General features: G+C 54.2%; 17 protein-coding genes. 11 read left to right on the top strand and 6 right to left on the bottom strand.

Annotated elements, in window-relative coordinates:
• Positions 1 to 224 precede the first annotated feature (224 nt).
• On the top strand, positions 225 to 1,646 hold the full coding sequence (gene leuC / locus K239x_RS27250; RefSeq protein ID WP_145421553.1) for a 3-isopropylmalate dehydratase large subunit: 1,422 nt from the start codon (positions 225 to 227) through the stop codon (positions 1,644 to 1,646).
• Positions 1,647 to 1,697: 51 nt separating this feature from the next.
• Positions 1,698 to 2,288 (top strand): 3-isopropylmalate dehydratase small subunit, encoded by a 591-nt coding sequence (gene leuD, locus K239x_RS27245; RefSeq protein ID WP_145421550.1) that lies wholly within the window; start codon positions 1,698 to 1,700, stop codon positions 2,286 to 2,288.
• Between the two features lie 8 nt (positions 2,289 to 2,296).
• Here leuD and K239x_RS27240 read toward each other — a convergent pair whose 3' ends face one another.
• Positions 2,297 to 3,199 (bottom strand): sialate O-acetylesterase, encoded by a 903-nt coding sequence (locus K239x_RS27240; RefSeq protein WP_145421548.1) that lies wholly within the window; start codon positions 3,197 to 3,199, stop codon positions 2,297 to 2,299.
• A 147-nt stretch (positions 3,200 to 3,346) separates the two neighbouring features.
• Here K239x_RS27240 and K239x_RS27235 point away from each other — a divergent pair, with 147 nt between their 5' ends.
• The 3 genes from K239x_RS27235 (at position 3,347) to K239x_RS27225 (ending at position 7,445) form a co-directional block, all read left to right on the top strand.
• Positions 3,347 to 4,441: a DUF1573 domain-containing protein gene (locus K239x_RS27235; RefSeq protein ID WP_145421546.1), complete on the top strand. Its 1,095-nt coding sequence runs from the start codon at positions 3,347 to 3,349 to the stop codon at positions 4,439 to 4,441.
• A gap of 209 nt (positions 4,442 to 4,650) precedes the next feature.
• Positions 4,651 to 6,234: a hypothetical protein gene (locus K239x_RS29005; protein ID WP_419189452.1), complete on the top strand. Its 1,584-nt coding sequence runs from the start codon at positions 4,651 to 4,653 to the stop codon at positions 6,232 to 6,234.
• A 320-nt stretch (positions 6,235 to 6,554) separates the two neighbouring features.
• A complete protein-coding gene (locus K239x_RS27225; protein ID WP_419189451.1) occupies positions 6,555 to 7,445 on the top strand; it encodes a hypothetical protein in 891 nt (296 codons plus the stop codon).
• A gap of 135 nt (positions 7,446 to 7,580) precedes the next feature.
• Here K239x_RS27225 and K239x_RS27220 read toward each other — a convergent pair whose 3' ends face one another.
• A complete protein-coding gene (locus tag K239x_RS27220) occupies positions 7,581 to 8,993 on the bottom strand; it encodes a trypsin-like peptidase domain-containing protein (RefSeq protein ID WP_145421542.1) in 1,413 nt (470 codons plus the stop codon).
• Positions 8,994 to 9,412: 419 nt separating this feature from the next.
• On the opposite strand from K239x_RS27220, the gene K239x_RS27215 reads away from it, so the two are divergent.
• From K239x_RS27215 to K239x_RS27205, 3 genes are all read left to right on the top strand, one after another.
• Entirely contained in the window at positions 9,413 to 10,702 is a 1,290-nt protein-coding gene (locus tag K239x_RS27215; RefSeq protein WP_419189450.1) for a DUF4013 domain-containing protein, read from the top strand.
• A 245-nt stretch (positions 10,703 to 10,947) separates the two neighbouring features.
• Entirely contained in the window at positions 10,948 to 14,868 is a 3,921-nt protein-coding gene (locus K239x_RS27210) for a hypothetical protein (protein ID WP_145421540.1), read from the top strand.
• 64 nt (positions 14,869 to 14,932) lie between these two features.
• A complete protein-coding gene (locus tag K239x_RS27205) occupies positions 14,933 to 15,700 on the top strand; it encodes a hypothetical protein (RefSeq protein WP_145421538.1) in 768 nt (255 codons plus the stop codon).
• Here K239x_RS27205 and K239x_RS27200 read toward each other — a convergent pair.
• Genes K239x_RS27200 through K239x_RS27185 form a run of 4 tightly spaced genes read right to left on the bottom strand, consistent with a single transcriptional unit; the run spans position 15,655 to position 19,328 of the window.
• On the bottom strand, positions 15,655 to 16,110 hold the full coding sequence (locus K239x_RS27200; RefSeq protein ID WP_145421536.1) for a hypothetical protein: 456 nt from the start codon (positions 16,108 to 16,110) through the stop codon (positions 15,655 to 15,657). The genes K239x_RS27205 and K239x_RS27200 overlap by 46 nt on opposite strands.
• Positions 16,107 to 18,458 carry a hypothetical protein gene (locus K239x_RS27195; RefSeq protein ID WP_145421534.1) on the bottom strand — a complete coding sequence of 784 codons (2,352 nt, stop codon included), beginning with the start codon at positions 18,456 to 18,458 and terminating at the stop codon, positions 16,107 to 16,109. Before K239x_RS27195 ends, K239x_RS27200 begins: the two co-directional genes overlap by 4 nt.
• A 10-nt stretch (positions 18,459 to 18,468) precedes the next feature.
• Complete coding sequence (locus tag K239x_RS27190; protein WP_145421532.1) at positions 18,469 to 18,912, bottom strand: ExbD/TolR family protein; 444 nt, start codon at positions 18,910 to 18,912, stop codon at positions 18,469 to 18,471.
• Positions 18,909 to 19,328 carry an ExbD/TolR family protein gene (locus tag K239x_RS27185; protein ID WP_145421530.1) on the bottom strand — a complete coding sequence of 140 codons (420 nt, stop codon included), beginning with the start codon at positions 19,326 to 19,328 and terminating at the stop codon, positions 18,909 to 18,911. The genes K239x_RS27190 and K239x_RS27185 overlap by 4 nt, the downstream gene beginning before the upstream one ends.
• Positions 19,329 to 19,406: 78 nt before the next feature.
• Here K239x_RS27185 and K239x_RS27180 point away from each other — a divergent pair, with 78 nt between their 5' ends.
• The 3 genes from K239x_RS27180 to rpoB all read left to right on the top strand — a co-directional run bounded on the left by K239x_RS27180 (position 19,407) and on the right by rpoB (position 25,402).
• Positions 19,407 to 19,985: a class I SAM-dependent methyltransferase gene (locus K239x_RS27180; RefSeq protein WP_419189449.1), complete on the top strand. Its 579-nt coding sequence runs from the start codon at positions 19,407 to 19,409 to the stop codon at positions 19,983 to 19,985.
• Positions 19,986 to 20,057: 72 nt separating this feature from the next.
• Positions 20,058 to 21,086 carry a CPBP family intramembrane glutamic endopeptidase gene (locus K239x_RS27175; protein ID WP_145421528.1) on the top strand — a complete coding sequence of 343 codons (1,029 nt, stop codon included), beginning with the start codon at positions 20,058 to 20,060 and terminating at the stop codon, positions 21,084 to 21,086.
• 593 nt (positions 21,087 to 21,679) lie between these two features.
• The gene (rpoB, locus tag K239x_RS27170) at positions 21,680 to 25,402 is read left to right on the top strand and encodes a DNA-directed RNA polymerase subunit beta (protein WP_145421526.1); all 3,723 of its coding nucleotides are present in this window, start codon (positions 21,680 to 21,682) and stop codon (positions 25,400 to 25,402) included.
• Positions 25,403 to 25,456: the final 54 nt, after the last annotated feature.

Raw genomic sequence — 25,456 nt, 5'->3', positions numbered from 1 at the left:
GCGTGACAGAAATCTGAACGCGATGGTGTCCGCCATCGCACGAATCCCGCCATGCCCCGGTGGGATTCCCTTCTGGCGAACCTTTTCGCCGCCGCAGCGTCTGATCCGGCGTGCGGCTTTCTGGCCTGTTCATGAGCTAGAAATCGTCCTGAGCCGTTGACATTTTCGGCTTTAGAGTTGACAGTGGCCGCAAAGATTCCGTTTCCCTTTGCACTATCAACTTCATGTCAGCGACCGAAAATACGCCTCGCAACATGCTCGACAAAATCTGGAACGAGCATGTGGTCCACGCCCCTACGACTGGCCCGGCAGTTCTGTACATTGATCTGCACTTGGTCCACGAAGTGACCAGCCCTCAAGCGTTCGAGGGGCTCCGACTGGCTCAGCGGCCCGTCCGCCAACCTGCACGCACGTTGGCCACTCCCGATCACAACGTGCCGACGTCGGATCGTAGCCTGCCGATCGCAGACCCGATCAGCCGCAAGCAAATTGAAACGCTGCGAGAAAACTGCGCCGAATTTGGCGTTCAGCTTTTTGATATCGGTGATGTTCGCCAAGGCATCGTTCACGTCATCGGCCCCGAAAATGGTTACACGCAGCCCGGTATGACGATCGTCTGTGGTGACTCGCACACAGCGACGCACGGTGCTTTTGGGTCCTTGGCATTTGGGATTGGAACCAGTGAAGTCGAACATGTTTTGGCCACGCAAACCCTGTTGCAGTTCAAACCCAAGACATTTGAACTTCGCGTCGACGGTGAGCTGTCTAAAGGTGTTACCGCCAAGGACATGATCCTGTACTTGATCGGCCAGATCGGAACGGCGGGCGGCACCGGTTATGTGTTGGAATACACCGGCGACTGCGTGCGTGCTCTTTCAATGGAAGAACGCATGACAGTTTGCAATATGTCGATCGAAGCGGGCGCACGTGCTGGCATGATCGCGCCGGACCAAACGACGTTCGACTACCTTCGTGACAAACCCGAGTCTCCCAAAGATTTTGAAGCCGCAGTGGAGCGTTGGAGACATTTGCCCAGCGACCCAGGTGCAACCTACGATCGGTCCAACGTCTACCAAGGCAAAGACATCGAACCACAAGTCACTTGGGGAACCAACCCAGGTCAAGTGTTAAGCGTGACGGCTTCGACACCTAACCCGTCTGACTTTAGCGATCCGACGGACCAGAAAACGACGCAAGATTCGCTGGACTACATGGATCTGAAAGCCGGTACGCCGATCCAAGACATCAAGATCGATCGCGTCTTCATCGGGTCGTGTACCAACGCGCGGATCGAAGACTTGAGAGCTGCCGCGGCGGTCGTCAAAGGTCACCACGTTTCAAGCGATGTCAATGCGATGGTGGTCCCAGGCAGTGGCAAAGTGAAAGAGCATGCCGAACGAGAAGGCTTGGACAAAGTGTTCAAGGAAGCCGGTTTTGATTGGCGCGAGGCCGGTTGCAGCATGTGCCTGGCGATGAACCCGGACAAATTGGCTCCCGGCGAACGCTGTGCCAGTACCAGCAATCGAAACTTCGAAGGCCGGCAAGGCAAAGGTGGCCGAACTCACTTGGTCAGTCCTGCTATGGCCGCTGCCGCTGCCGTTGAAGGGCATTTTGTTGATATCCGTGACTGGGCCTACAAGTCCTAGTCCGCCCTTCGTTTATTTCCAGCACTTAGATTCCAGCCCCCTGCTTCGACTATGAAAGCCTTCACCGTTCACTCCGGCGTCGTCGCGACGATGAATCGCGCGAACGTCGACACCGATCAAATCATCCCTAAACAGTTCCTGAAGCGAATCGAACGCACAGGGTTTGGTCAGTTTTTGTTTTACGATTGGCGTTTCCAAGACGATGGAACGACGCCAAATCCGGACTTCGAACTGAATCAGGACGTCGTCAAAGATGCTTCGATTCTGGTAGCACGCCAGAACTTTGGGAGCGGCAGTAGTCGCGAACATGCTGTTTGGGCACTAGACGACTACGGTTTTCGCAGTGTGATCGCGCCTTCGTTTGCCGACATTTTCTACAACAACTGTTTCAAGAATGGTGTGTTGCCCATCGTGCTGCCCGATGCCGATATCGATGAACTGTTCAAGCGAGCTGAAAACGCGCCGTATCAGTTGACAGTCGATTTGGAAAATCAGGTCGTCCGCGATGAGAGCGGGTTCGAGCGTTCATTTGAAGTTGATCCGAGTCGCCGCGAAAACATGCTGCAAGGTTTGGATGATATCGCTCAAACGTTGCTAGTCGAAGACAAGATTTCGGCCTACGAAGCCGCCCGGACTTGGTAGTTGATGGCTTACTGGGATGACAACCAAGCCTTGGCAAATCGTTCCCCAACGTCAATCGTGCCAGCGGCGTCGAAGTGTGCCGCGTTGAACGTCGTTGCTCCCTCAGTATCGACGTAAATGATCGACTCTTCTTGAGTCGCCAGCTTCTTTTGCGACGCAACGATTTTGGGAACGAATTTGTTTTTGCCGCGGCTGAATTCTGTATTCACACCCAGCACCAACATCATGCCCGGAGTCGCAATGTCGCTTCGCAGCGCGCCAACCATTTCCCGTAGGTTTGCTTCGTAGCGAGGTGCCATGGTCGAATTGGCATCGCTTTCGCCTTGCACCCAAATCATCGCACGTGCGGTTGGGGTGAAGCCACGTGACTGCAAACCTTCGATCGCGCGGCCGTATTCGTCGATGAGTTGGCGGTAGCAAGCACCCTGGCTATCGCGCCAGTCGAATTCATTCGTCGGCTCCGCTTGGGGATCCCAGTCGCCTTCGACGTGTGTTCCGCTAAACGCAACTTTGATGATCGCAACAGGCGTGGGTCGCTTAGCCGCGACGGTTCTCGCAAACCCGATCTCAGGTCCAAAACCGCCGTCAGCCTGTGCGTAGTTGCCCCATTGCCGTGTCTTGTTATCGCGTGGAAGGATGGGATCGCCCTTGGGTTGAGCGCGAAGCGTTTGCCATCCATCGCTGATCGAGTCGTGTTTGTCAGGCGGTGGGTCGCCCGTACGCCACCAAATCAGAATCGAATCGTCGATCGGCTGTTTCGTCAGTTCACTAGCCGGAGCATCGACGCCGACGGCATTGGACTGGCCAGCAACGATGAACATGTCAATGGGTTCTGCGGCATTAGCTTCTGCGGCAAAGAGCAACCGCGGAAACGTAGTCGCCAGCAAAGCGATGAGGAAGAAACCACGCATGAGTGTTTGGCCTGGGACAGGAATAGAAATCTGAAATTTCAGTTTTCAAATTGTCATCCATCCAAATGAAAAATCAACGCAGCGATTGTTGACACTACGGGTGGGGGGGGGGTATTGGTTCCCTTCTAGTTTCTTGAGGGCAAAACCATGTGGAATATTTGCAGCTTTGGGGGCGTGATCACGCTCGTGAGCACCCTGGCTGTGGCACCCCTTCTGCGGGCACAGGGCGTTTTGCCCTCGGCCGAGCCACAGAAAAGCAATGAACCTGCCGCTGTCAAGTTCGACAAAGTGCAACTGCCAAAACAGGAAGTCGACAACATTCCTGTATGGGCAACTATCAAGGCATCCGAAATTTCGAAGCAGATCACCGTACCACTTGGAGTACATTTTGAGGGCGCTATCTTGACCGGGCGCATCGTCCTACAGAACGACCTGTCAGAAGATGTTCGTCTAGGAACGGTAACCAGTTCCTGCGGCTGCACGGCGGTGAAACGGCTTGCCGATCTTGTGAAGCCGAATTCGTCCGCACCCCTTTTGACGCAAATCCGAAAACAAAAGGCTGAAAAGTTCAGTGAGGGCATTCGATTGCAGTATGCGGGTAAGACCCATGAAATATTGTTTTCCGGACAAATCGAACCGCGTCTGTATCCGTTGGATCATTTGCGGATCAAGCCTGATGGGCAAGGCGACCTGCTACTACGGATCAATGATAAGACTCTGGCACCGGAATCTGCGCGATTTGATTGCGTAACCGAGGGGTTTAGCATCAGGCATCAACCGCGCGACGCTCAAACAATAGTGCTTTCGTGTCATCGGTCCGATGGAATGCCAAACGAAATACGCATTCGCCCATTTTTCAATGATAAGAGTTTCCCGGTCCTTTCCGTTCCAATCACGTACATCGGCGTTCTGAGGGTCATTCCACCTATCGTCTATGTTTCTGATGGCAAACCAGTTCGTGTTTTCGCAACTGGAGATATCGATGCGTTTGAAAAATCCGAAACTGTTCAGGCAACGCTTGCGTTGCGTTGTTCAGATGGAAGCGGATCAGTTAATGCTAATAGTGGCGAAGGGCATGCGGAAATTCCAAAGGCAACGATTGAAACTCACGTGAAAGTCATGCCGACATTGGTCGCATTGACATTTCCGATCGCTGCTGCGATTGAAACCGATCGAGACTATAAAGCGACACTGACCGTCAATGACAAAGAACTGACTTTTCGAGTTCGTAAACGAGATTAAACATTTTTAACAGGGGATCAGGATGTTGAAGAGAATTTCAGTGGTTGCTGCGGCCACGTTCATGATTGTAGGTAATTTATTCGCTCAACCTGGGCAATGCATGATCAATCATCAAGAAAAGGACGCCAACGGTGTTTTACAAAACCAACCCTTCAAGGTCTGCGGGGTGGTGAACTTTCACGGGTGCAACAACGGGCCCACTGCCGCCTGTGGCAACCCAGAAGCTGCTGGCGAATGCAATATGCGGATGTATGTTCGATTGGGTGCGGATGCAGCCACGACGAAACCCACGCAGCGAAATACGCTACCCATGGAATTTGGGCAAACCGTTGGCCAAGCGCAAGTATTTGTGTGTAAACACACTGGCACGTGCAGTTGCAATCCAGACGGCTTATTCTTTGTTTGCCAACCACCTCTCCCTAACCAGCAAACGCCAGCTGGTGCAGTCAATCCATGGTTTCCATACACAGGTGTTGCATGTGGAGGACCAGGCGGAGGACAAGGTGGTGGAGGACAAGGTGGTGGAGGACAAGGTGGTGGAGGACAAGGTGGTGGAGGACAAGGTGGTGGAGGACAAGGTGGTGGAGGACAAGGAGATGACGGTGGCTACGACGAAGGTGGGCAAGGAGATGACGGTGGCTACGACGAAGGTGGGCAAGGAGATGACGGCGGCTACGACGAAGGTGGAGATGCAAGCTATGACCAATAACAACTCACAGTTTGATAGGAAGCTTTGTTTCGTTCACAATGCATTTGAGATCGTGATCGTTCTCACATTGAGTTGCGTAGCTGTGCCAGCGATCGCTGATAAACCGAATGCTGAAACCGCGAAACAACAGAAGTTGAAAGCGGATGTGTTCGCAGGGCTAACTGAGCTGACCCTCGTGCGGGACGAAGTCCAAGAGCGTTTTGCTCTGTTCGCAACGGGAATGCAAGACCAGACCTTTGGCAACGGTCGTGCTCCATTCTTCGGTGGTGTCTATCGCTTGATGGCTGGTAATGCGAAATCCAAATTTCTTTATCAAGCTTTCGGATTCGAAAAGTCGGAGCCACCTCATGTTGGCCAAAACTGGAGCGAAGTCACCATCCAAAAACCGCAACTGAAGCATCGTTCAGGATGGGCCATTGGCCCCGGCTACACTGCGAAACCAAAAGACAAGGCTTTTCACAGGTATTTGGCTTATACCGTTCGCTTTCCCACGTTTGATCCGTTTGATGATCTGGTTCTGCCAGGGGGTTACTCGACGAGCACTTCGCCGAACACGAACTGGATTGAGTCGCTCTATTTTCATCAAGCGATCTATGACGCAGCGGAAGAAATTACTGGCGGTGACCTCCGAAGTAGGTGGAAATGGGATAAAGGCGACATGCACTACGACATCGAATTGACGCAGAGCAAACGTCTGAAACACTTGCCAGTCCAAGTCAAATTCAAAAGTCGCATGGTCGGGCGCCCACACTTTTTCGGCCACAACCGGATCGAGTGGCGGATGCATCCAAAATTGAAAAAACCGTTGCCTTATCGAATTGAAATTGTTTCCGGTGGAATGACCGAAGCAGACGTGAAGCAGGAAACGATGCTACTTGATTGGCGAGTCGGCACCGAATGTGGTGACGATCTCTTTGACTTCGACACGAACGACAATCGGATTCCGTTCAGCAAATACTATGATTTCCAATTCGATGTCGCGGAGGGTCGCAACATTACCCACGGCACGCCGTGGGAAGAACCCGAAGGACTCTTTCCCAAAAACGATCGAGCCAAGGGCTCAAATGAGCGGAGTAAGCGATGAACGCGCCGTGGGCGGTACACCAACGGTCACAGGTGAATCATCCGGGCTAGCGTCAGTCCTGCATCGGCCGATGGAGGAAGTGGCGCGATCATACGACGCACCCATTCCTCCAAGCGTGATTCGGCGTCCAAAGGAGACCTGAATTGAGAAACCGTTTGCCTTGCTTGCTGATTGCGATTCATTGCTTCGCCCTGCTGTGCAGCGAGAATGCGAATGCCCAATCAGCACGCAGCACCCGGTCGGTAAACAGCACGGAGAAGGCAAATCCAAAGTCGACACCTGCTCGCAAAACGATCGATTCATCCGAGCCGAGACCACTGGTGCCAGGTTTTTCCGTCGACAAGCAGCCGACTCCAGCGTTGCGAGGATTTGGTGCGGCCGAGGCTTTCGATCACTTGATGATGGACCTCAGTCTTGTCAGCCGTGCCAGGCAATTGATCAACCAGTACGACAAGAACCGCGACGGAATTTTGCAGCCCAATGAGTTTTCAATTCCAGTTCGCGCGAACTTGAAACTGATCGACACGAATCGAGACCGCCAAGTTTCAAAACGTGAACTGGTTAGTGCGTCGACCAAGCAGCCCGGACTTCTTCCGCCCACGCAATCACCTCCCAACGATTCGGCTTTCAGCGCGACGGCCCCGACTAAGAATCGGATTACCGTCCGCAGCAAGCGAGACATTTTTGGCGGGCGAAAGTCATACCGGAGCCTTCAAAACCCCCGGCAGCACGAAGACATGCCGGACTTCTTTGCAGAAAAAGACACGAATACGGACGGACAGATTGCTATGTCGGAGTACGCCAGCGAATGGAACGACCAAGTGGTTGCCGATTTTTTTACCTGGGACACCAATCGAGACGGAGTCATCACGCCAAGCGAAGCTGTCGACGCGCGACGTTCAAAAATCACTCAGCCGGTGCGGATCGCCCACCGCAAGGAATCCAAGAACAGAAAGAATCAGTCGCCACCGCGGACTTTACGAGTCAAGCCGCCGGCGAAATTCATCGCGGTCGCGACAGCGTATTTTCGCCGCTTCGACACCAATCGCGACCGCGAGCTGACGCCCAAGGAGTGGTCCCAGATGCGAAAAAGCCCCGCTGACGCCGATTATGACCGCAACGGTCGTCTGACTATTGGTGAATACGCTGCCTTTCTAACCAAGGAAGTCTCCGCCGAGCGAAGGAAGCCGCCAGATCAGACAACTGAGTGAATGTTTTATCGGAATGACCTGACTGACCATCGCAAAAAATCAACGCGGCGTCCCGGCTGGGTCGGCAAACTCCGGTCGCAGCGGGATGCGATGGAGGAGTCTACCCCGGGACGTCTACGTTGATCTTTTACTTCTTTAGCGGCGGGTCGATCGTCGTGGCTGGGCGGCCAGTTGCATGTGTCCAAACAAAGTTTGTTCACGGCGAACGAGGTAGAACTTCGCTCGCGATCCGCGTTGCATATCAGGGTGCTCCAAGATGCCTTGCAGGTCATCCAGGGTCGCCGTTTGCCATCCGTGAATGCCCAACATGACGTCACCGACTTGGATGCCTTGATCAGCCGCAGCCGAACCAGGTCGCACCGCGGTGATGTACAAACCACCTCGGTGACTGGTCTGCATTCGAGTGTTCAGCCGTTTCATCGCGGTCGGGCTAACTGTTTTGGCTCGGACACCAATCACGGCCCACGCTAGATCCGAAAACGAACCCGTGTAAGTCTTGGCCGCACGTGTTGTCGCCATCTGCAAGTTCATCAGCTTGCCATCGCGTTCGATACTCAGCGGAATCGTTTCGCCGGGAGCTGCATTAAGCAGAGCCAGCGAATAATCCAGTCGGTCGTCAACCGGTTGCGAACCAACACGGACCACCCGGTCACCCGGCTTCACTCCCTCCCGTGCGGCTGGACTGCTAGCGGAGACATTGGCGACGGTTACCCCGTCGCCGTCGCGTGGACCGCCGTTGGTTCGCAGTCCGGTTAAAAGACGACTGTTGTTATGTTGTTCGATCATCTCGGTGACAATTTCGACCACTTGGTCGATCGGAATCGTAAACGCAATTTGCTGAGCTCCAACACGCACAGCGACGTTGACGCCGATCATGTCGCCTTTGATGTTCAGCAGCGGACCACCAGAGTTGCCAGGGTTGATGCCAGCGCTGATCTGGATCAGATCCAGGTAGTCTTGTGTTTCGTTGACCGGAACATCGCGGTGCAACGCACTGATGATGCCTTGCGTGCACGTGTGCACGTAGCCATATGCGTTGCCAATTGCGATCACGGTTTCACCGACCATCAGGTCTTCGCTGGTGCCACGCGGAATCGTGGGCAACGATTGACGTGTATTAACTTTGATTAGCGCCAAGTCACTTCGAATTCGCGAGGCCACCAAGTCGGCGCTGGTGGTGGTGCCATCGTGAAGCGTCACACGGATATCATCGACGTCTTCGACAACGTGATAGTTTGTAATCACGTAGCCACGTGGATCGATCACAACTCCGGTTCCCATGCCATTGACATGACGAAAGGAATCAGGGTCCGCGCCGGCTTGGCCGGCCGCGGTGTTGCGAACAGTCTTTTGACCGTGAATGTTGACCACCGCTGGCGACGCACGACGAATCGCACGAACCGTAGGTGTTTGTCTTATGTCGTTGAGACCCTCAGCGGATCGCTGGCCTTGAGCGGCTAAGCGTGACGCTGGAATGCTGATCGCAATCATGGTGATTGCAAACAACAGACGGCTGGAAGCCAGGGTGAATTGAGTCTTAGGTCGCATATATCCCCGTACCCGCGGAATGGTTGGGATGCACGGTCATCGGCGAGCTTACGGGACTCGCCACAGCTGCACCGATATCACCGGTACGATCCTACGCATCGGTAATATCCCTCACGCCGCTTGATGCGACCGGTTTCGCGCCGCAAGGTTTACCAAGCTTGCCACTCGATGGGGGGTCGTCGGTTGTCCACCGATGATGGCCAGTCTTTTTTGACACGAACGCTGGAAAATTGCTTCGCGATCGCGACATTGCCTGCACATCGCAGACAAGTGTCTAAGATAAATTCAGTTTGTTTGCGAAAGAGGCGGCAAGAAAGCGATGCGTCCGGCGAATGGCTTAGCGGGCGTGAAACTCGTCGCCCGTTTACCGTCTTGATCTAGCAGCAGCGTGACGCACAACTGACAAAGGTTTTTTGCAAGTGGACGATTCGCAACTCGATTCTGCTGGCGCCGCCCTATCGATTGGCGAGCCCGCTAGTTTGGATTCTGAGATCGTTGTTGCGACTGCGGTACCCGCTCGAGAGCCTCTTTCCACCATCGAAGAGAAACCACGCAGCCGCGTTCGTCGTTGGTTTGGCGGAGTCATGTGGTTTGTCAGAGGCACGTTTTGTGTTGCATCGCTCACGGCGTTGTTGGCCGTGCTCACAGCGATCCCCGTTTTGCAATTGATCACATTTGGCTACTTGCTGGATGTCGCCGGCCGATTGACGCGAGGTGGTCAGTTTCGCGATGCTCTTCCCAATTTGCGGCGAGCCGGAATGATCGGCTTGGCGGTTTTGGCAGTGTTCGTCGCTTCCCTGCCGACTCAGTTGCTGGTTCACTGGGAGTCGGTCGCGCAGTTGATCAATCCGGGCTCGGCTCAAGCGGTCGTACTGCGATTCTTGGCGATCGTGTGTTCGTTCGTTGCAACCATGTACTTGTTGTGGGCTTGGGTTCGCGGAGGACGTCCTCGGCACTACCTGTGGCCACAGCCCAAGCGGTTCTTGAAAGAAAGTTGGCGATGGGCAACTTGGCGTGACATTCCCGATCGGCTTTGGGAATTTACCATCGCGCTGGAATTGCCTCGACTGTTCTGGTTGGGCGCTCGTGGTGCCGTCGGGACGCTCGTTTGGTTGATTCCCGGCATGATCATCATTGCTGCGAATCGCAGTGGTGAAGGCGGGCTGGCAGGATTGATTGGCGGATTGTCGCTGTTGGTGATGGGGGTCACGCTGCTGTACTTGCCGATGCTCCAAGCTCATTTTGCAGCCGAAAATCGGCTATCAGCAATGTTTGAACTGCGCACGATCCGACGAAATTTTGTGGCTGCTCCTTGGGCATGGTTTGCTGCGATGCTGCTTGGCTTGGTTGTTTTGCCTGTGCCGCTTTACCTCTTAAAAGTCGAAGCGACGCCGCGCGAAGTCGCTTGGTTGCCATGTGTGGTGTTTGTTGCCTTCATCTTGCCCGCCAGGATATTCGAAGGCTTGGCACTCCGTCGTGCCCGCCGCCGCATGGGCGAAAGCTCGATCGACAAGAACGGAAACCCACTGGCATCGCGAAAAAAATGGGCACGAATTTCGCGTATCAGTGTGCGGATACTGATGTTGGCGGTCGTGGGGACCTATCTCGTCTTCTTGACCATTTCACAGTTCACAAGTTGGGACGGCTTGCCCACTTGGGTCGAACAACATGCGATCCTCTTTCCGCGACCGTTCATCGGTGGCGTTTAATGCGATTCACAAGAGCGAACTTTCTTTTCTAGTTTCCACTGCTAGCAATGATTCGTCTTTACGCTGGGTCTATTTGGATACTATCGTGCACAAGGGTCAACGAATTAGCGTGGAAGAAACGCGATGTGACGTCTTGGTTGTTTGGAACACCTGAGACGCACTTTGTTTCGTAGACTCTGATTACCCGCACCGTCCTCTCAAAATAGATACGGTTGATGGTTCGACACGGATGTCTAACCGAACCGATGAACAAGTCACGCTTGCCGCGGCGAGTAAGGCTAGGGAACTGCGCTCCGATCATTGCTCTGATCTTGATTGGCGGCCTTTTTGTTCCGGTTGCTACCGGCCAGATGCGTTCTCGCAATCAGACGCCTGCCACTAGCCAGTCACAGATTCAAGAAAAAACAGCATCAGTCACGCAGTCGGCTGAGCTAGGCGAATCGCTCGCGAGTACAGATTCGTTCGTCGTCGACGCTGGTTTGCGACTCCAGTGGTCAGCCAGCCAGTCGCGGCAATGGAATATTCAGCTATCGATCGCGGCTGACGATCCCGGTACGTTCTCGCAGCTTGAAAATCATTGCCAGAACGCTGCTTCGGTGAACCGTTTCACGATTGCAGCGGATGGCCGATCCGTGGTGTTTTCGTCGCGTGAACAGATGGAGCAAGGAGCACTTCAGATTCGTTTCTCCGGGAACTCCACTTCTCGTTTGATCGTTCAATCCCGAGAACTAAAGTCGTCCGGCAGTGACCCAGGCGTTGCTAGTGATGACGTGGCATCCGCTGATAAGAACACGATTACGATAGAAAACTTGTTGCATGGGAGCGAGTTTTCGATCGTCGACGATGCCAATCCCACCAAGCCGACTTTGACACTCCGTCGCCAAGACGACGATGAACTAGCAGTCAAGTTTTCAGAAGGTTCGGTCTACCGAGACTGTGGTGACGCATTCACGATTGTTGTCCAAACAAATGCTTTCTTCAAAATGCGCTCGCGCAATCTGTCGCTGAAATATCAATTGATTCGCGTGCAGGATGGGGAGCAAGTTGCCGAAAGCGACTATTCCATTGCAGTCGATCAGAACGGAAACTCAGCCGCGCTGGAGATAACGGGCAAGGCTCCCGACCGAGACGGCGTTTACGAAATTCGCTGTTTGGGCTTCGAGAATGACGATGCGATTTGGTCAAGACTGCGAGGATCCACCGAAGCGTTGGCGAAATCTCATTCCGTCATGATCGTCCAGTCGGCTTTGGACGTGGATTCGCCAATCAAACAAAGTCAACGTCCACTGCTTTCGTGGGATTCCATTGGCCAAGTGCGTCCCGCCCAAAAACCCGAATGGGAATTAAAGAAGTGGTGGCCAGGCAATTTTCAAAAACCATCGATCGGCAAAGCCTACGGTGCGTCAGATACGGCCCGTAGTGGCGGTCTTGCGCAAGCCAAGCACGGCGACGAAGTCGTGTCGCTTTTGGATCCCAAGAGCACTTACTCGACGCGTTTGCCTCGCTTGCAACCCAATCAGCCACACCGCTTAACGTTTCGCTATCCCGCTGGACAGCGTCTGAATCTGCAAATCCAATTGTCGCAGCAAAAAGCGATGGATCGTCCGAGCCAGACTTTCGTGCTCTCGGATTCGCCCTCGGTCGGAGACGACGTTCGATATCGCACTCAATCGGTGTTGTACTATCCGACGCAACGAGAGCAGTTTGTAACGCTGACCAACAATTCTGACAATCAAGTCATGTCGTTTGAATCGATCGAGATTTTTGCTGGATCGGAAGTGCGAACATCGAGTCCGCCGTCAGATTCGACAGCAGAATCATCCGCCAGTTCGCTGAAGGCACAAGATCACTTGATGCGAGATGAGCATCGCACGGCCTTGCTGCACCTAAACGATTTTGAGTGGTTCGAACGACTGGTATACGAACAGCAATCGCAAACTGACAATCGCTTTCATCCTGATTCGATCGCGGCTGACCGGTTGGTAACAGCCACTAAGCGATTGGCACAGTACATGTCGATGGCAGGCTATAACGCCGTGTCGATTCCAGGCAATGCAGGTGGACGCACTGGCTATGCCACGCGTGAGTTTGTTCCCTTGCGATCGCAAACGCCGTTTGCGTCACGCCAAATTTTGACGGTTCTGCGACTGATGAATCGTCGCGATCTTCGTGTCTACGTCGGGGTTGATCCGTCGGACGTGCCAGGATTGACAGTGCCATGCATCGATCCGACGTCGCAGAAACGCCTCTTTCGTTGGCTGACCGATTTGGACCAGCAGTGTTTGAGTGAAAAGTCGTATGCCGGTTTGGTGATATCACCTGCGGGCAAACGCAACTCAGCGGACTATTCAGCACTGACGCCCGTGGACGTAAAGCGTTTCATCGACGAAACCGTTTTTGACGATTCCGACAAACCGCCCGCAAACGCGAATCATCACCAGTTGCACTCTTGGGCAACGCTGACTGCAAGGTCTGACCTGATCGCGTGGTGCGAGTCTGAAGCGTTGGCGACCTATGACCGAGTTGCATCGGAAATTCGAGGGCAAGTTCTGCTGACGGGAAATCAATGGTCGCATCAATCCGATAGCGACAAACGACTGGTTGTCGTACGTGCCTTTGACGGCAAGTCGACTAGCGGCGATTCGGGCGCCGATCAAAACACAACCGCTCGTCATTCGGTATCGCACAATGCAATGGTGCCGGCGGTCGACATTGGTTCTTATGCCGATCTAGCGCAGTTCGATGCCACTGCAGCCAGTGGACGTTCGATGACAGGTCGGCTTGTCGATACGGTCCAACGCGCGAATCCCCAGTGGGTCATCGTCAGCGAAAAGAACTTGTCACTTCGCTGGGACGATGCGCTCGCCAGCATGCTGCAAGATTTTGCGTCGATGCCAACCCAAAAGTGGGGCGATATTCCAGCGGTGCAATCGGGCGAAGAACAGGCCCCCAGCATGCAAACCACGACTGTCCGGTATGTGCACTCGGGTGGCGAAACGGCGATGATCGTATCGAATGTGGCACCTTGGAAAGCTCAGGTCACGATTCAGTGTCAAACAACGTTGCCGTGGCAATCGACGGCGTTGCCATCGGATTTTCGAAGCGACGGTGCCAGCATGAAGTTCTCTGTCGCTCCGGAGTCATTGCTGATTTTGAGAGCGAAGAACGATAGCCCCGCCAACCCGGTTCATTCTTGGATGGCTGGCATCAGTGGCGGACCGCAAACGTTGTCACTCATTAAACATCAGGTGACGACCGTCGTAGAACGAATCGGCACTTTGTCCCAACCGCCCTGCTATACGGTGTTGTCCAACGGTGGTTTCGAGCTTAAGAATCGGTTTGAACAATCCAACCATGCGGCTTTGGCCGGTTGGATGCACACACAGCATCCAGCGGACGCCGTTCGGATAGATGCTGTCGAAGCAAGTGCCGGGCGACAGTCCGTCGTGCTGGCAAACGGGGCTGCCAATTCCGGAAGAACATGGATTGTCAGCGAACAATTCAAGCCGCCTCAATCAGGGCGTTTGGCCGTTTCGCTAGCGCTTCGCGGCGAGCTGGTACCGGGCGATCAAACCAAACAAAAAATTCAAGTGTCAATCGAAGCCACTCATGATGGTGAACCGATTCGTCATTCACAGATCGTCGAAATTAATCGCGATGGAAAGTGGCAACCAAGGCACACCGTTTTGGAAGCCGACAATGTGTCTAGCCAGACGGTCGATTCGATTCGACTGACCATCGACAGCCTGTCACGTGGACGCGTTTGGATTGACGATGTTCAATTGCACGATCATTTTCCGATGGCAAACGAACGCCGTGAACTCCAGGACAAAGCGTTTATGGCGGTCCAAGGATTGCAGCATGGAAGTTTGACTTCTGCATCTTCGCTGCTACAAAATTATTGGGCTCAGCAACTGCTCGCGACAAGCGGAAGTGCTTCTGGCACAAACACTCCGAGTTTTCCACGCAGTGCCCTGGATTCAATTCCTGGTCGCAGTTGGGCTGCGTCGCCGACGACGCGTTCAGCGAAGCCTGCGGGCGTGGCGAAATCATCATCCACACCGCCCATTGCAGGACGATTTAGACGAGCGACACCTGGGAAAGGCAAACCGCCTAGCGTAGCCGAGCGTATTAAGGACTGGCTGCCTCGGCCATTGAGGTTCTAGGTCCCCGAGAGATTTCGCAAACGAAGCCGGAACCGATTTTGTTTTTCAATTGAGGGTGAACAGGATGCGACGATGGACGAAACGAATCGCGATAACACTTGCCATCGTACTGATCGTCGGATCGATCGCCAGTTACTGGGCAGTCCAACAAACCAAGGTTGTGCCTGAGTTTTATGCCAAGGCGACCAACTTGCTGCCGGTTCAGACTCGCGAAGCCAGCGAACGTCTGCAACACGATGTCGAAAAATTCCAAAGTGATGTCGGCCGGTTGGGATCTTGGAGTGCCGCGTTTAGTGATGCCGAAATCAACGCGTGGTTGATCGAAGAACTACCCAAGCGATTTCCACGATTGCTTGCCAAAGGAATGAATGATCCACGGATCGTGATCGAAGATGATTGCGTGCTGGTCGCGGCGCGTTACCAAGACCGTCGGTTCGATACAATCATATCATTCGAGGTCGAAGTCGAATTGACCGAAGAAGCCAACATGCTGGCGCTGCGTCTGAAGAATCTGCGTGCGGGTGCGTTGCCAATGCCGCTGAACAAGTTTTTGAAGGGCATTACTCGCGAAGCCGCCCGCGGCGACGTGGATGTGAAATGGGACATGACTCAGGCCGGCCCGATCGCTTTGGTCAATGTGCCTCGAGAGCATCCCGGCTACGTTGCCAGTCCGGTGATCGTCGAATCCGTGCGACTGGTCGACGGTGTGCTACTGCTGGCGGGGCACACCGGATCATTGGCCGAGCAAGTCTTCACACCACGCGGCCCAGTGCACCAATTCGTTTCTTACAACCCGAGACGTAATCGCCAGGAGTCGACGGCGATTCGTTGAACAGACACTCGGCGTACTGTGAATGAACCAGCGGTGCTCTTCCAATCCAGATCGGCTCGGTAGTGTTCGTCGGTCGCCGTCGAATTGCGCAGGCCACCCGCTGCGATTTGCGTCACGTTCCCACGACCTCCACCGATGTCGCCTTGGATCTCCAAATAGGCGATGCGATGGTCGGGCAACGCAATCGCCTCCAGTTCCAGTTCGCGATCCAGGTCGCAAACAATCTGAGTTGACCACGTGCGAAGTGAATCGCCGACTTGAAACATCCAGTCGAAATGAACCGGTCCATGTGCCAATGGTTCTTGCTTGGAGGTCGATCCGGTTTCGTGTTTCAGAACAATGAACCTTGGTACGGGTTTTTGTGAAGGGTTTTGCGAGGGAGACTGCGTGTTGCTGTCTAAGGGCGTCATTTTTTCACCGCCGATTCGTAGCGTTGTCGCAAAGTTGCATCGGCGGGGGAGTTGGTTAGCAGTACGTACTTCGCGCGGCGTTGTGCGTCGGCTTGCTCGCCCAGTTTTATCAGTAATTCGATCGCACCCAGTTTGGCTTCGTGCCAGGGTACGCTGGATTTGGGGAGTCCAGCTGCCAGTTGGTCCCAGACCTGGACGCCCTGGAGTTGATCGGTGCGGTTCTGCGAATTCGCAAGCGTGTTGGCCAGGAGCTTCCATATTGGAGCTGGTTGATCGGCCGCGGCGGCCGTTTCTTTGGCAAGTGTTTCAGCCTGCTCGCGTTTGCCGGCCCAGACGAGCAGCGGGATCTGTTGTTCCCAACCTGCATCCCAGCTTGAGATCAACTGAGCAATCGTGGAGCGATGTTTCGGGTTGAGCTTTCCGTCTCGCATCAGCCGCCACTGTGCAATGTCACGCCGGCGTTCTGGTGGTGACTTGAGCGTGTCGGTGACGGTTTGGTTTCTTCGAAACCCGGCTAAGTCGGCGGCGAACGTTTCGTGGATGTTGGTTGCTTTAGGGATCGATTGCGTGTCACTGAGTTGGTTCACATCCAGCAAAAATGCTTCGGCAAATGCATAGCCGCGCGCGATCGCGGGAAACTGTTTGAGCGATTCAAACGCAAGTTGAAATTCAGACAGTGTTTTGGCCTGGACCGATTCATTCGAGTCGACAACGAGCTTCATCCAGGCGTCAATCGTCGCGGCGATTTCTTGAGATGTGCTTGCGTCGTTCAGAAATGAGGTAGCCAGCTGAGCGGCTTCTTGTAAGCGATCTTGTCGCGCAAGCAAGGTGATCACCCACTGCCTTGCTTTCGCTGCCGCGTCGCTCTCTGGCCAAGTTTTTTGAGTTTGCAAGAGAGCGTTTTCGACGTCCTTTGCTGCGCCGTCTTGCTGGATCTGCGAAAGAACCACAGCGGCTTGCAGGTGAGCGTTGGCGGCCTGCTTGGCCGCTGAGTGAGCGATTGTTACTGCCGTTAGCGTCGCCGCAGCCTGGGCAGGTTGCTTGGCTTTGACAAAAGCAGCGGCAGACTTGATCGCGTAGTTGATCGCCAGATCGTCGTCTCGTTCTGCTTTGGCCGCGGCCGCTAACAAGGCACCGGCCCGAGCAGAATCGCCACGTCGCAGCCAGTCCGCTCCCTGCGCCGCGATGATGGCCGGATCAATCGCATCATCGGTCCCTTTTGCCCGTAGGTTGCCAAGTGAAATGGCTTCTGCCCGCCGCCGCGCGTAGGCTCCATGACGCGCTGAAATCGAAGTGAGCCATTGCCCTACTGATTTGTTTCGCGTGTCAATCAAATAAGCCAATCGAGCCAAATCCATTTCGACCGAAAGAGGCGCGTCGTCAGGCTGTGTGCCATAAAAGGCTCCCAAGCGTTCGGCGGCCTTGGATCGATTGCCTTGAGCGAGGTCGAGGTCGATCCGCAGCGCCATGACTCGATGCGGAATGGGACGCGGTAGTTTGGTCGCCAGTTCTGCAAGGCTTCGTTCGGCGAGTTGCAAGTCTCCGGTTCTCAGGATCGCCGTTGTGCGCAGCCGTTCGATTTCTAGTCGCGCCGGGCTGTCGATCGGTAGTTCTTTGAACGCTGTATCGGCTTCGCGCTGCGCTCTGCTGGCCGCAGCGGTTCGATCGCGACTTCCTGGTGGGAACACATCGGTTTGCAATAGGGCCAAGCTAACGATCTCAATTCTGAGCTCGTTGTGCAGCCGTTTCAGGTCTGCGGAGAAAGCCTTTTCCTCCGGAGTAATTGCTTTTGTATCCATGCTGGCACGATTGCCATCGACGACTTTGGCTAAATCAACAAAGCCCTGAGTGGCTTGTGAAATAATCGAAGACGCATCTTCAACGCGGCGTTCTGTGCTGGGGGATACGGAAGCAGCAACCACGACTTGCCGAGCAATCGAGGCGCGGATTCGATCGGTTTGGGCACCCAGGAAAGCAGAGCGGCGATGGTCGTCGAGTGTTTTAAGGGAACCTAATCGATCAACTAGCGTTGTGATCGGCTCTCGGCATTTTTCGATCGACTGATTGTCGAATTTGCCACCGGATTCAATTTCTTTGACCAGCACGTTGGACCAACGGATGGCCCACTTCGCCGCTTCGTCGGATTTGGCATCGAAGCGCAAGAATTCGCTTGAGCAGATCTCTTTCGCTTCGACGAAGCGTCGGTGCGTGATGAGAGCTTCGATCAAATCTTGGTCACGATCATCCGTCTGACGCTGTACGACACCGCTGAAGCCATCTGCCCTGACGACTGCTGGTGTGGCAAGCGTTGCCAGGATAATCGCGACAAGAAACCTTGAATCAATCAACTCACTGAACTCATGGATGGGCAGCGAAAAGCACGCGATCGGCACCTGCGTCGCGCGCGGCGTCGTAGGCTTCGATCGCTCGGTCCATCGTAACACGATCAGCCGGATCGATAATGATCGGCGGCTGCACGCCCAACGCAATGATCTCAGCAAGCTGTGTGCGTAAAGCGGCTGCGTCGGCAACCGTGTTGCCGTTGAGTTCGATGACAGTCGTCACATCCTGTAGAAATAGTCTGACGACAATTTCGTCGAACGCTTCCACGGGCGGATTGGCCGACTGGTTCTCCGTCGAACCACCCTGCGGGGCTTCCGCCAATGAACTTGGCAGATCGAATTCTGGTGTTTGAAAGCTGCTGGTCCAGACAAAGAAAATCAACAGCAGAAACACGACGTCAATCATCGGCGTCATTTTGACTTCCAGCGAATCCGCATCGGCCGCGCGAGGCAACTTCATGGCTGCTTCTCCCGCACGGCGATCGTGGCGTCCGTGATTCCTGCGATCACCGCTTCGCGAAGCACCGGTTCTACGTAGCGATACTGCACGCCGCGATCGGTTCGAATTCGGACGGCAGCCTGCGAGCCCTCGCGCTGTTGCAATTCTGCCAGCACCATTTTTAAGTCGGCGATCTCCAGCACATTGCCTCCCACTCGCATTTGAGCGTCTGCGTCGACACTGATCGTCAGCGCTGCGCGGTCCGGATCCTGTGGTCCGTGAGTAGACGCGACCGGCAAATCCAGCGGCAGGTGATTTTCTTGGCGAGCGAGGTGGCTTGATACCAAGAAAAAGATGATCAGCAAGAATACAACATCGATCATCGGCGTCATGTTGGCGCCGACCGGCCGTCGGTTGCGAATCGATGGTGTTTGCATAGGAAAAGTGGCGGACCGACCCGCCGTCAAAGCTGTGATCTCTCAGCGCAGTCGCTCCGATGCGATACGCTAACGCTTATGAACGATACCATAACATTTTTAAAGACCTTTCTGCGGCATCCGACGCAGGTGGGGGCAATCGCGCCAAGCAGCCCTGCGTTGGTGCGAATCATGGTCGACTGGTTCGACTGGCAAAACGTTCGCAACGTGGTCGAATTCGGACCGGGAACAGGTGTTTTCACTCAAGCCATTCAGACGAAGCTCCATTCGGATGCTAAGTTCTTCGCCGTCGAACGATCGAGTGAACTGGCCGCCGCAACGCGAGCACTCTGCCCGGGGGTGAAAGTCTGCGAAGACAGTGTCACCAACATTGCCAGCCTTTGTGATCAAGAATCGATGGATCAGATCGACGCGATCATCTGCGGACTGCCTTGGGCGTCATTTAGCGACTCACTGCAGAGCGAGATCATGGAGACGATGCTGGCCCGGCTCAGGCCTGGTGCACAGTTTGCCACGTTTGCTTACTGGCAAGGCATCATTTTGCCGGCTGGCCGACGTTTTTCTCAGCGGCTGCACGATTCATTTACAAGCGTCGAAAAAAGTGAAACCGCCTGGCGAAACTTGCCACCCGCATTTGTGTACCGCTGTGTGAAGTGACTGAGCTGGGAATCTCTGGATAAACCGGCATCACGTCAGAGCCGCCTCTTCATCACCAAGGTCGAAAACGAAATGTCGAATCCCTATGAATCGCCCCGCAGTGGTAATGAAGATGGCGATCCGACAAATGGTGAGGCTGAGAATCCGCCGCTGAGCGAACAGATCGCACCTCACCAAGACAGCGCTGCGCTGAAACCTCGGGTTTGGCCTCTGTTTCCGCTGGCGCTGGTGGAGATGGTTTTTGCGTCATTGCTGCAGGGTGTCGTCATCTTGTTTGTGCTGTTTGTTATTCGGGAGCCAGGTCAGTCGATCGTCGAAGCAGCCGGAACATTGCCGACTCGAATCTACGATGCTCGGATCTTTACCACGCTGATCGTGTGCTCGGGCGTGTCGATGATGCTGGGTGGCTATTGGTTTGGATCGATCAGTGCCAGACATCGCGATTGTTCGCTAACGGATCGGCTCGGCTTGACGTTGCCCCAGTTGTCGACCGTTTCGTGGGGCGTTTTGGCGATCGGATCCATCCCGGTGCTTCTGCTGGCAGTGGGAGCCGTTATCGCGATCGAGCAAGTCATTCCGGGCGACCAGTCAGTCTTGGCGCTGTACAAGAACATCAGTGATGGTTGGGCGATCGTGTTCATCATTGCGATCGGCGTCTTTCCCGGAGTCGGAGAAGAGCTGTTCTTTCGCGGCTTCTTGCAGCGAAGATTTCTGCAGCGTTTTCGGCCCGCCGTCGCGATTGGGATCACCTCGGTCATCTTTGGACTGGCGCACGTTACGCCACACGGAATCGCGTTGGCGACGATCATCGGAGTCTGGCTCGGATGGATTGCCTATCGCACCAACTCCATTTGGCCCGGTGCGTTGATCCACGCGTTTATCAACAGCGGTTGGAACGTGTATCAGGTGGGCCGCTTTCAGTGGGGCATCCCGACGATCCCGCCGGTTTGGTTTCAAGTGGTCGGCGGAATCATCGCGCTGATAGCGTTTGGGTGGGCCAGCAAAGTGATCGCAAGCCAGAGATTGCCTGCGGCAGACAGCAGTGTCAGTGTCCAGCGATGGCCGCGTCTGGTGGCGACTGGAGAGAGCAAAGCAAGTTAGCTGGTGCCAGACTTTTCCTCCGATCGATTGCCTAGCGAAGCGGGATTTGGCATCCATTGGCAGCGCTCGCGGCCTGCGATAATCGTCCTATTCGGGCCAAACTGAAGTTGAAACAGGAGGAAATAGGTGCAAAATAAAATTTCAGAAAAGCATTTTTTTCAGAAAATGATCGTCTAGGGGGATTATCGTTCCTTTGGGGCGTTTTTGCGTGGGCTGGATTTCCCAACAAAACGCGTGATTTCCCGGTTTTTTCGGCTAGAGCACAATCCGCGCCAGTTTGGGTAGTTGCTCTAGGCAGAAATTGGGGTATCTGGTAATTTTTGAGCGTGATCACAGGCCCAGTTTCGCACATTCCGCTCTCCTTCGTCCCGTTGCTTTCCGGCTATCCGCACATGCCGCAATGCAAAACACGACGATTTCTAGTTCCCCAGCTCGATTTTTGTTTCGGGCTGACGGTTCGCGCTGAACGTGTCGACACTTCGCTGATTGACACTGCGGCCCCCTCAATTACTGCTGCCCTGAACTAGTCGCACCCACGGCGAATTCTACTGCGGGCAAAACTCATTTGGATTGTCTAGGAGCTTTCTCACACGATGGCAACCACGACCCAGCGTCGACTTGAACCTACCAGCGTTCGTCACTTCGGAACCAAGCTTTCTTCTTTCGAGCTTCCGGACCTGACAGCGTTACAGACTGTTTCTTACGCAGCTTTCTTGCAGGAGGACGCTGATCCTCGCAATCGCAAGAATCACGGCATGGAAAGTGTCCTGCGCGAGATTTTCCCGATCGCCAGTTACGACGGCAACACAACGCTGGAATACTTGCACTACGAATTGGGCAAGCCGCGTTACACCAGCCAAGAATGTCGTCAGCTGCGCATGACTTACGGTCGTCCGCTGCGAATTTGGTTGCGATTGAACCGCGAAGAGCCGCACGAAGAGGAAGTCTACCTTGGCGATTTGCCAATCATGATGGGTGGCGGTGAGTTCATCATTAACGGTGCCGAGCGCGTCGTAGTGAGCCAGTTGCACCGAAGTCCCGGCGTTGACTTTGTGTTGGAAAACGACACAACGACTGACCGCAAACTACCTAGCTGCCGGGTGATCCCTGAGCGTGGTTCGTGGATCGAAGTCAACGTGACCAAAAAGGACGCATTGACAGTCCGTATTGACCAGAGTGGTAAGTTCGCCGCGACGACTTTGCTTCGTGCGATGGACCCACGGTTCAGCACGGACACCGATTTGCTCAAAGCATTTTATCACACCGGCACGCAAAAGATCTCGGGCCCCAAGAGTGCTGCAAAAATCGAAGGCAAAGTCGCTGTTGATGATGTGGTCTACCCCAGCAGCAGTGATCGAGCTGGCGAGATTATCGTCGAAGCCGGTCGCCGCATCACCAAAGAAGTCGCCGAAGCAATCGCGACCGTGGGTGTCGAAAGCATCGAGTGCATGGATTCGCCCAAAGTGCCGTTGATCTTCAACACGCTGGCCGATGACAACACGGCCAGTCACGAAGAAGCACTGCTGCGTATCTACCAGCGTTTGCGACCGGGCAACCCACCGCAGCTTGAAAAAGCACGTACGTTGTTCAACGAGAAATTCTACGACGAAAACCGTTATCGCCTTGGCAAAGTCGGACGTTTCCGTCTGAATCGTAAATTGCAGTTGGGCGTCAGCGAAAAAGAAATGACGCTTCGTCCAGACGACATGGTCGAAGCAATTCGTTACCTGATCGATTTGTTCGACAGCGAAAGCGAAGCAGAGATCGACGACATTGACCACTTGGGGAACCGTCGCCTGCGAACGATCGACGAACTGGCTAGCGAAGAACTGCGAAAGGGTTTCTTGAAACTCCGTCGTACCGTTCAAGAGCGCATGAGTGTCAAAGACGCTCAAGACATGTCACCACGTTCGCTGATCAATCCCAAGAGCGTTTCAGCGGCGATCGATTACTTCTTTGGGCGCGGCGAACTTTCGCAGGTGGTTGACCAGACGAACCCGCTTAGCCAATTGGCTCACGAGCGACGCCTGTCTGCCTTGGGCCCTGGTGGTTTGAACCGAAAACGTGCGGGCTTTGAAGTTCGTGATGTGCACATTTCGCACTACGGTCGAATTTGCCCGATCGAAACGCCTGAGGGTACCAATATTGGACTGATTTCTTCGTTGGCGATTTTCGCTGGCGTGGATGATTACGGCTTCTTGATCACGCCTTACCGCATGGTCAAAAAAGGCAAGGTCACCGAAGAAACCGTTTGGTTGCGTGCCGACGAAGAGAGCGAATCTTATGTCGCACCTGCTGACGTCGAACTGAAAGATGGTGCTTTGGTTGCCGGGCCGAACTTGATCGCTCGTTTCCATAGTGACTTTGAAATTGTTCAGCCCGAACAAGTTACGTACATGGACGTCGCGCCGAGCCAAATGGTCGGTGTGTCTGCCAACTTGATTCCGTTCCTGGAGCATGATGATGCGAACCGGGCGTTGATGGGATCGAACATGCAGCGGCAGGCTGTGCCGCTACTGGTTGCCGAGCCTCCGATTGTCGGTACCGGCATGGAACGCGAAGTCGCACGCAACAGTGCGATGGTTGTTCGTGCTCGTCGCGCTGGCAAAGTGACCTATGTCGATTCGACTCGCATCGAAGTCGGTAGCGATCACTACGAATTGAAAAAGTACCAAGGTCTGAACGAACGAACGTGTCAGAACCAAAAGCCTTTGATCAGCATGGGCGACAAGGTCGAAAAGAATCAGATTATCGCCGACGGAGCTGCGACTCGAAACGGTGAATTGGCTCTAGGGCGAAACGTCCTGGTCGGTTTCATGTCGTTCGACGGTTTCAACTACGAAGACGCGATTATCATCTCCGAAGAACTTGTGCGAAACGACACGTACACTTCGATTCACATCGAAGACTTTGACGTCGAAATTCGCGAAACCAAACTGGGGCGCGAAGAGTTCACGCGGGACATTCCAAATGTTTCGGAAAAGGCACTTCGCAACTTGGACGATAGCGGAATCGTTCAAACAGGTACCTACGTCAAGCCAGGTGATATTCTGGTTGGCAAAGTAAGTCCGAAGTCCAAGACAGAATTGACGCCAGAAGAAAAACTGCTTCACGCGATCTTTGGTCGTGCTGGTGAAGACGTCAAGAACGACTCGCTGGAAGTGCCGTCGGGCATCGAAGGTATCGTGATTGACACGCACAAATTCTCTCGCCGCATGAGTCTTTCCGAAGATGAGCGTAAGATCTTTGAAGCGGATTTGAAGATCGCGGAAACTGAAGGCAACGCGGAAATTGCCAGCACGTTTGAAGCATTCGTTCGTGAATTGGAAGCCGCTGGGGGAGTCAAGTTCAAGGACTTGACCGGGACGCCGTTGGCAGACGGTCAAGATCCAAAGTTTGTTGCCGAACGAGCAACTTCGTTCCGTTTCGACCATGTCTTGGAGCAAGTCAAAAGCGACGCCAAGAAAGCTGAAGTCGAAAAGGTTTACAAGTCACAGTGGGAAAATGTTGAGCAAGCCATCGACGCCCGTGATCGCCAACTTAACAGCATGAAGCGTGGTGATGAACTTCGCAGTGGTGTGTTGCAGATGGTCAAGGTTTACGTTGCGACCAAGCGAGTCATCAGTGTTGGTGACAAGATGGCTGGACGTCACGGAAACAAGGGTGTGATTTCTAAGATCTTGCCGATCGCAGACATGCCGTTCTTGCCCGATGGCACGCCGATCCAAATCATGTTGAATCCGCTTGGTGTTCCAAGTCGAATGAACGTGGGACAGATTTTGGAAACTCACTTGGGTTGGGCGGGAGCCAAACTTGGTTTCCAAGCCGTTACGCCTGTGTTCAACGGTGCCAGCGAAGAGGACATCAACGAGGCTTTGGCCGAAGCTGACTTGCCGGCTCACGGTAAAGTTCGTCTGACCGACGGACGGACGGGCGAGCCGATGGAGCAAGAAACGACGGTGGGCTACATCTACATGTTGAAACTGCACCACTTGGTCGACGACAAAGTTCACGCACGAAGCACTGGACCTTATTCGTTGATTACTCAGCAGCCTCTTGGCGGTAAAGCTCGCTTTGGCGGACAACGCTTTGGAGAGATGGAGGTTTGGGCACTTGAAGCATACGGTGCCGCTTACATCTTGCAGGAATTGCTGACGGTCAAGAGTGACGACGTCGAAGGTCGAACCAAGATCTACGAATCGATGGTAAAAGGTGAAAACACTCTCGAGGCAGGCACGCCAGCTAGCTTCGATGTTTTGACAAACGAGATTCGTGGACTCGCGCTGAACATGCAGCTCGAAAAACGACCTATCTAGGTTTTCCCAACGATGCAGCCGCGAGAGACCTTTCGCGGCGATGAAGAACAACTT

It is taken from the genome of Stieleria marina (genome assembly GCA_007741555.1).
GTDB lineage: Bacteria > Planctomycetota > Planctomycetia > Pirellulales > Pirellulaceae > K23-9.
The sequence above is the reverse complement of the archived record's forward strand: the minus strand, read 5'-3'. Positions and strand labels throughout refer to the sequence as shown.